General features: G+C 22.5%; 7 protein-coding genes. All 7 read left to right on the top strand.

Annotated elements, in window-relative coordinates:
• Positions 1-72: 72 nt before the first annotated feature.
• Entirely contained in the window at positions 73-558 is a 486-nt protein-coding gene (locus MDPP_RS02095; protein WP_186390737.1) for a phenylalanine--tRNA ligase subunit beta-related protein, read from the top strand.
• Positions 559-661: 103 nt separating this feature from the next.
• The gene (rsgA, locus tag MDPP_RS02090) at positions 662-1,603 is read left to right on the top strand and encodes a ribosome small subunit-dependent GTPase A (protein WP_144658570.1); all 942 of its coding nucleotides are present in this window, start codon (positions 662-664) and stop codon (positions 1,601-1,603) included.
• Between the two features lie 82 nt (positions 1,604-1,685).
• Positions 1,686-3,521: a translation elongation factor 4 gene (gene lepA / locus MDPP_RS02085; RefSeq protein WP_144658573.1), complete on the top strand. Its 1,836-nt coding sequence runs from the start codon at positions 1,686-1,688 to the stop codon at positions 3,519-3,521.
• A gap of 64 nt (positions 3,522-3,585) precedes the next feature.
• Positions 3,586-4,896, top strand: coding sequence for an ABC transporter ATP-binding protein (locus MDPP_RS02080; protein WP_144658569.1), 1,311 nt, complete (start codon positions 3,586-3,588; stop codon positions 4,894-4,896).
• 4 nt (positions 4,897-4,900) lie between these two features.
• Positions 4,901-5,749 (top strand): ABC transporter permease, encoded by an 849-nt coding sequence (locus MDPP_RS02075; RefSeq protein ID WP_144658568.1) that lies wholly within the window; start codon positions 4,901-4,903, stop codon positions 5,747-5,749.
• Complete coding sequence (locus MDPP_RS02070; protein WP_144658567.1) at positions 5,736-6,524, top strand: ABC transporter permease; 789 nt, start codon at positions 5,736-5,738, stop codon at positions 6,522-6,524. Before MDPP_RS02075 ends, MDPP_RS02070 begins: the two co-directional genes overlap by 14 nt.
• Before the next feature lie 8 nt (positions 6,525-6,532).
• Complete coding sequence (locus MDPP_RS02065) at positions 6,533-7,738, top strand: extracellular solute-binding protein (RefSeq protein WP_246058885.1); 1,206 nt, start codon at positions 6,533-6,535, stop codon at positions 7,736-7,738.
• Positions 7,739-7,962 lie beyond the last annotated feature (224 nt).

Raw genomic sequence — 7,962 nt, 5'->3', positions numbered from 1 at the left:
TTTCTGTTTTTGTGTTTAATTTAGGAACAATCGTTTTATAAGATTCAATTTTTTTTAAATGTTACATTTGATTTGATTCAAGATACATATTATCATAATCTTCATCCAAGCAAACAAGCTCATATTTATTTCGAAAAAGAAAGAATAGGTTTTATTGGAGAAATAAATCCTTCTTTATGTCGCGAATTTCATTTACAAAAAAGTTTTATTTTAGAAATAAGTTTACAAAAAATTTTAAATCAAAGACATAAACAAAATATTTTTCAGGAAATTAGTCGTTTCCCGTTTATTACTAGAGATTTAAGTTTTTGGGTTGCAAAAAAATATAATTTTCAAGAATTTTGGAATTTTTTTCAAACAAATAAGTTCCCTTTTTTAGTTAAATATGAATTAGTCGATTTATATCAAGATGATAAAATAAATTCACAGCAATATTCTTTATCTTTTAGATTAATTTTTAGCAACACAAAAAGAAACTTGGAAAATAAAGAAATCAAAGAAATTATGACACAAATAGAAAATAAAATCAAAGAAAAATATCAAATTAATGTTAGATAAAAAAATGTTTTTATTTTGAAAATAGACAATTTTAGAACAAAATTTATTTAAATTTTATTTAGATAAAATTATTCCTTATATATGAAGGTAGGTCCAGATATATTTGCACAAAGGCATTGTTATAGAATTTTTAGTTAAAAAATATATTATTGTTGATTTCGAAACTAAAGAAAAAATTTGTGCTCAAGCAAAAGGGAAAATTAAAAATTCTTTTTCTTTTCTTTTCAAAAAAAAAGGTGATTTCTCAGATTATTCCAAAATTAAAATCGGAGATATAGTTTTCTACGAAAAAAAGAATGATACGTACATTATCGATAGTATCGAACAACGTTTTAATACATTAAAAAGACCTAATATCACTAATATTAATCAAGTATTTTTAATTTTTTCTTTAGTTCAACCAGCATTGAATTTTAAACTTTTAGATAAATTTTTATTAATTTTACAACAATATCGATTAAAGATTGTTTTAATTTTCACTAAGATTGATTTAGTTACAGAATCTCAAATGAATTTTTTTCGGCAAAATATATCTTATTATCAACAATTTTATTCTACTTTTTATATCAATATTAAAGTTAAAAAAAGCTTAAACTTGATTTCTTCTCTTTTTCGTGATAAAATAACTATTTTAGCAGGACAAACAGGAGTTGGGAAATCAACTTTACTTAATAATTTAACTTCTTTAAATTTAAAAGTTCAGAAAATTTCTAAATCTTTAAATCGAGGAAAACACACTACTAAAAATTCTAAATTATATTTTTTTTATGGAGGTTATATAGCTGATACCCCAGGTTTTTCAAAATTAGATGTATATAATATTCCAGCCGAAAAAATAAAAGATTTTTATTTAGATTTTTTACAATTTTCTGATAAGTGTTTTTTTGGTTATAGTTGTTTACATATTCACGAAAACAATTGTCAAGTTAAAGAAGCTTTGCAAAAAAAAATAATTTCGCATATTCGATATAATAATTATTTATCTTTATTTCAAACAATAAAAGAAAAAAAATCTCAAATTTTTTTCGATAAAAAAAAGATATAATATTTTTTGTTTTTATTTTTAAAATGATTACAAAAATTATCTATATCAAATAATAATTAATCAAAAAGGTTTAATAATGAACTTGAACTTAGAAAAAATAGAAAAAAGAAAAAAGAAAATACGTAATTTTTCCATTATTGCACACATAGATCATGGGAAATCTACTTTAGCTGACCGTATTTTAGAAATGACTAATACTATCGATAAAAGATTTATGAAAAATCAATTTTTAGATTCGATGGAATTAGAAAGAGAAAAAGGGATTACGATTAAATTAAATTCTGTTGAAATTTTTTATAAAAATCAAAAAAAAGAAGAGTATATTATGCATTTGATTGATACTCCAGGACATGTTGATTTTAGTTACGAAGTATCCCGTTCTTTAGCTGCTTGCGAAGGTGCTTTAATGCTTGTTGATGCAACACAAGGAATTCAAGCACAAACATTATCGAATGTTTTTTTGGCTTTAGAAAATAATCTCACTATTATTCCGATTTTAAATAAATTAGATCGAGCAAGCGTTCAAGATATTCAAAAAAACAAACAAGAAATTCAAAAATTATTAAATCTTCAAGACCAAAGCACCATTCTTGAAGCTAGTGGAAAAACAGGTTTAGGAGTTGCAGAAATTTTAGAAGCTATTGTTGAACGCATTCCTGAACCACAAGGTGATTTAAATTCTCCTTTGAAAGCTTTAGTATTTGATTCTTTTTTTGACACTTATAAAGGAATTATTCCTTCTATTAGAATATTTAACGGTATTTTAAAAAAAGGTGATAAAATTCGTTTTTTATCTAGCAAAGCAGTTTATGAAGTGATGGAAGTGGGTGTTTTTAATCCAAAACCCATTCCTAAAGATTTTTTAGCTGCTGGCGATGTAGGATATTTAAGTGCTTTTATTAAAAACATTGATGATGTTAGAGTAGGAGAAACTATTACTTTAAATCATTATTATCAAATAGTTCAGCCTTTACCAGGTTATCAAAAAGTTAAATCTGTAGTTTTTTGTGGTTTTTATCCCACTGATACTAGTAAATTTAATCATTTAAAAGAAGCTTTAGAGAAATTAAAATTAAATGATTCTTCTTTAGAATATGAAAAAGAAAATTCTAATATTTTAGGGACTGGTTTTCGTATCGGTTTTTTAGGTCTTTTACATATGGAAATTACTAAAGAAAGAATTACAAGAGAATTTGATATTGAAATTATTGTAACAGCTCCTTCTGTTATTTTTCATGTTTATCTTCAAAACCCTGATCGAAAAATTATTATTGATAATATTAACAAATGGCCGATCCATCATTCTATTAAAAAAGTAGAAGAATTATACGTTCAAGCTGTTATTACATCTCCTGAAGAATATATAGGAATGATTATGGAAGTTTCTCAAAATAAGAGGGGACAATTACAAGATATTCAATATTTAGAACAAAAAAGAGTTGTTTTAAGATATTTATTACCCTTATCTGAAATTGTTTATAATTATTTTAATAAATTAAAATCAGCGACTAAAGGTTATGCTACTTTTGATTATCAAATAGATAGTTATTATCCAAGTAAATTAAAAAAAGTAGATATTTTGTTAAATTCTGAAATAGTAGATGCTTTATCTTTTATTTCTCATGAAGATAATGTTTATCAAAAAGCAAAAATTATTTGTCAAAAATTAAAAGACTTAATACCTCGTAAAATGTTTGAAATAGTTATCCAAGCTGCATTAGGTAAAAAAATTATTGCTAGAGAAACAATTAAATCTATGAGAAAAAATGTGCTTGCAAATATTTATGGCGGAGATGTTAGTCGTAAAAAGAAATTACTTGATAAACAAAAAAAAGGGAAAAAGAAAATGAAAACTTTAGGTAATATTTCATTGCCGAAAAAAGCTTTTTTAGCAATTTTATCAGCTTATGATAACTAAGAAACAAAAAAACAAACTATTAAATAATTATTTAATTAATTAAAAATCGAAAAGGTTACTGAAAATGACTAATTTAATAGAATTAAAAAATATTACTAAGGTAATTAATAATCAAATAATTTTAAACGATATTAATCTAAAAATAAAAAAAAATGAATTTGTAACTTTATTAGGGCCTTCTGGTTGTGGTAAAACTACAATTTTAAAAATCATTGGTGGTTTTATTGATCCTAGTGATGGAATACTTTTGTTCGATAATGAAAATATTCTTAATATGCCTATTCATAAAAGATTGATTAATACAGTTTTTCAAACATATGCTTTATTTCCACATTTAAATGTTTTTGAAAATATAGCTTTTGGCATGAGAATTAAAGATTTAAATTCAGAAGTGATAAAGAAAATTCATGTTTTAATAAAACAAAAAAAAAAAGAAATTAAAGATTTAAAAAAAATTTATCGAATTAAAATAAAAGAAATTTTTTGTTCTCGACTTTGTTGGCTAGTATATTTGTTTAGTTTTTTCTTTTTAAATAGTTATCAATGTTATGAATTAAAAAAAAATAAAAAAGAATTGCAAGAAAAAATAAAAAAAATAAAATTAAAATATCAAAATAAATTATTAGAGTTAAAAAAAAGTTTAGTTTCTTTTGAAGAAAAAGAAAAAATTATTAAAAATAAAGTATTACATTATCTGAAATTAGTTGGCCTAAAAGGTTTTGAAGAAAGAGAAATTAAACAATTATCAGGCGGACAGCAACAAAGAGTAGCGATCGCAAGAGCTTTAATTAATGAACCAAAAGTTTTATTATTAGATGAACCTTTAGCTGCTTTAGATTTAAAAATGAGACAAGAAATGCAATATGAACTAAAAGAAATCCAAAAAAATTCTGGAATTACTTTTATTTTTGTAACTCATAATCAAGAAGAAGCATTAACGATGAGTGACAAAATTGTTGTTATTAATAATGGAGAAATCCAACAAATAGGTAATCCCGAAGATATTTATAACGAACCCGCAAATAAATTTGTAGCTCAATTTATTGGTGAATCTAATTTAATTTCAGGCATCATGAAAAAAGATTTTTTAGTTAATTTTGATAAAAAACAATTTACTTGTGTTGATTATGGTTTTAAACCAAATCAAAAAGTAGATATTGTTATTCGGCCAGAAGATATTGATATTGTAGAATGTGAATATGGTTTATTAAAAGGTCATGTTTTTTCTATTTCTTTTAAAGGAGTTCATTGGGAAGTTATTGTTATAACTGAATATCGTAAATATATTATTCATACTACTGATTTTATTCAAATCGATAAGGAAGTAGGAATTTACTTTAAACCTGAAGATTTACATATTATGGAAGTATGGTAATGAAATGTTTTTTAATAGAAATAAAACAAAATCGAATGAATTTTATAAATATTTAATATTTCCTTATTTTTTGATTTTAGTTTTTTTAGTTTTAATACCTATTTTTGTTCTTATTTTAGATTCTGTACAAGAATACAATGATAAATCTTTTTTCAAAATAATTTTTACTTTGGAATATTATTGTAATTTTTATAAAAATTATTCTTTTCTTTATGTTTTATTAAGATCTGCTAGTATTGCTATTATATCTACTTTTTTTATTGTAATCATTACTTATCCCTTAGCTTATCAGATTTCAAAATTAAATTTTTTAGCTCAATCTAATTTAGTTTTGTTTATTAATGGTACTATTTGGATTAATATGATTTTGAAAATAGAGGCTTTAGTACAAATTTTTTCTTTAATTGAACATTTTTTAAAGATACCTTTATTAGAAGGTAACTTCGCAATGTTTATTGGTTTTATTTATTTGTTTTTGCCTTATATGTTTTCATCGATTTATATTAGTATTGTTAAGATAGATCAAAATTTAATTGATGCCGCAAAAGATTTAGGAGCTAACGAAAAACAAATTTTTTCTAAAATTATTTTGCCCTTGACTTTTCCTGGATTAATGACAGGTGTTTCTATTGTTTTATTGCAAATTATTACGAACATCATAGTTCCGAAATATTTAGGGCCAACTTCAGTTATTTTTATTAGTGAATTAATAGAAAATAAAACGTTTTTAAACGGAGATCTCAAAAGTGCTTGCGCTATTGCTGTTAATTTAACTTTATTGATGTTTTTGATTTTAGCTTTATGTAAAAATAATAAACATAAAGGAATAAACGATATTTATGTTAAAAAATAAAAAAAAAAATAAATATTTTTTTTTATTAAGTGTTATTATTTTCTTATATTTACCCATTATATCATTAGTTGTGTTTTCTTTTAATGAAAGCGAAGGTAGAATCTCTTCTTTAGTTCATTTTAATAAGTTTGGATTCAAATGGTATAGTCGAATTTTAACTGATCAATCTATTAAATCTTCTATTATAGTAACTTTACATATAGCTTTTTTATCTACTTTTTGTTCTGTTTTTTTAGGTACTTTATCAGCTATTTCTTTAATGTATTATAATAAAAAATGGCGTAAATTGGTTTTAAACGCTAATCAATTATCTATGGTTATTCCCGAAATTATAAATGCCTTAGCTTTATTTGTTTTTTTCAATTTTATCAGTTTAAAAAATAGTTTTTTGAGAATGTTATTGGCTCATATTTCTTTTAGTATTCCTTATGTTTTAATTTCTGTTTATAATAAATGTTCTTCTTTAGATATAGATTTATTACATTCTGCTTCAGATTTAGGTGCAACACCCTTTCAAACTTTAAGAAAAGTTATTTTACCTCAACTAAAAGGAGTTATCATCGCTAGTTCTTGTATTTCTTTTGGTTTATCTTTTGATGATTTTATTATTTCTTATTTTGTAGGAGGTTCTGATTATCAAAATATTTCTGCTTATATTTATAGCTTAAAAGGAACTGTAAATCCAACAATTAATGCTTTATCTTCTATTTTAATTTTATTTTTTTTATTAAAAATATTATTTGATTTTTATAAATTAAGAAAAAAAATATATTGAATTCAATTATGACAAATATGACAAAAAAAATATTATTTATAATTTTATTTTTACTTTTTTTTATTTTAGCATTAAATCTAACAATAAATTTGAAATCATTACACAAACAAGATAAACAAGTAATTTTGTTATTTAATTGGGGAGAATATATTGATCCTGAAATTATTAACGAATATAATAGACAATCTCAAAAATTTGTAATTAAACAAAGTTTTTTTATTTCTAATGAATTAGCGATAAATAAAATTAAATCTGGTAATCAATACGATATAGCTATTTTAAGCGAATATGCTATTGAAGAATTAAAACAAGATGAATATTTAGAAAAAATTGATCAAGATAAAATCCCTAAAATAGTTTCTAAAGAGAATTTTGATGAAAATTTTAAAGCGATAATAAAAAAAATAGATGAAAATTTTCAAGATTATATAATTCCTTATTTTTGGGGTAAATTAGGTCTTTTATATAATAAAACAAAAATAACTAAAGAAGAAATTAAGAATAAATGGAAACGTTATTTAGAAAATCCTGAATATAAAATCGCCTTATATAATAATGCTTTTGAAGGTATTTTTGTAGGATTAAAAGCTATCGAAGGCGATATTAGCGGAAACACTCAGAACGATATTGAAAAAGCTAAAAAATGGTTAATAAATTTAAAACAAGTGAATTACAATCTTTCTTTTATTACAAATCAAATTTTAGATAATATGCGTAAAAAAAATGAAGAACGTTATGATATAGCTTTATCATATTCTGGCGATGCTAGATATTTAATGGAAGAAAATGAAAATCTAGAATATTATGATTTTACTGATTGTAATAATTCTGAAGAACAAGGCACTAATATTTGGATTGATAGTTTAATAATCCCTAAGAACAGTAATAAAGAAGGGGCTTATGATTTTATTCATTTTTTATTCAAAAATGAACAAATAATTAGACAAAATACCCAATTTATTGGTTATGATTCTCCTTTTAAATTACAACCTAATCCTCATGAAAAATCTAAATTAAAATTAAAAATAGTAGAAAAAGATCGTATTTATAAATATAATGAAGATTGTAAAAAAATAATTAATAACACTTGGAATGAAATTTATTCTTATCCTAGACCGAAAGATAATTATTTATTTTGTTTAAGTTTTTTCATTCTTTTTGGTTTTATTATTCTAGGATTTTCTAATAAAATTAAAATTTGGAGATTAAAATAAAAAAAGATCAATTATAATATGAATTGATTTTTTTATTTCATGATGAATTTTATATTTTTGTTTTCAAAAATCATGTATTTTATAATAATCATAACTGTATTTCTTGTTTGTTAATTATTTATCTTTTTTAAAATTGTTTATTTAAAAAATATTTATTATTAACATCTTTTTAATAAAAGACCAAGTTGTCTGAATAAACAACTTGGTTTAACTTTTTTAAATCG

Source organism: Candidatus Phytoplasma pini (assembly GCF_007821455.1).
GTDB lineage: Bacteria > Bacillota_I > Bacilli_A > Acholeplasmatales > Acholeplasmataceae > Phytoplasma > Phytoplasma pini.
The sequence above is the reverse complement of the archived record's forward strand: the minus strand, read 5'-3'. Positions and strand labels throughout refer to the sequence as shown.

Bases quoted from the DNA above. Each gene is read 5' to 3' on its own strand.
- MDPP_RS02080 (WP_144658569.1), top strand. From the start codon at position 3,586: ATGACTAATTTAATAGAATTAAAAAATATTACTAAGGTAATTAATAAT.
- MDPP_RS02075 (WP_144658568.1), top strand. From the start codon at position 4,901: ATGTTTTTTAATAGAAATAAAACAAAATCGAATGAATTTTATAAATAT.
- MDPP_RS02070 (WP_144658567.1), top strand. From the start codon at position 5,736: ATGTTAAAAAATAAAAAAAAAAATAAATATTTTTTTTTATTAAGTGTT.
- MDPP_RS02065 (WP_246058885.1), top strand. From the start codon at position 6,533: ATGACAAATATGACAAAAAAAATATTATTTATAATTTTATTTTTACTT.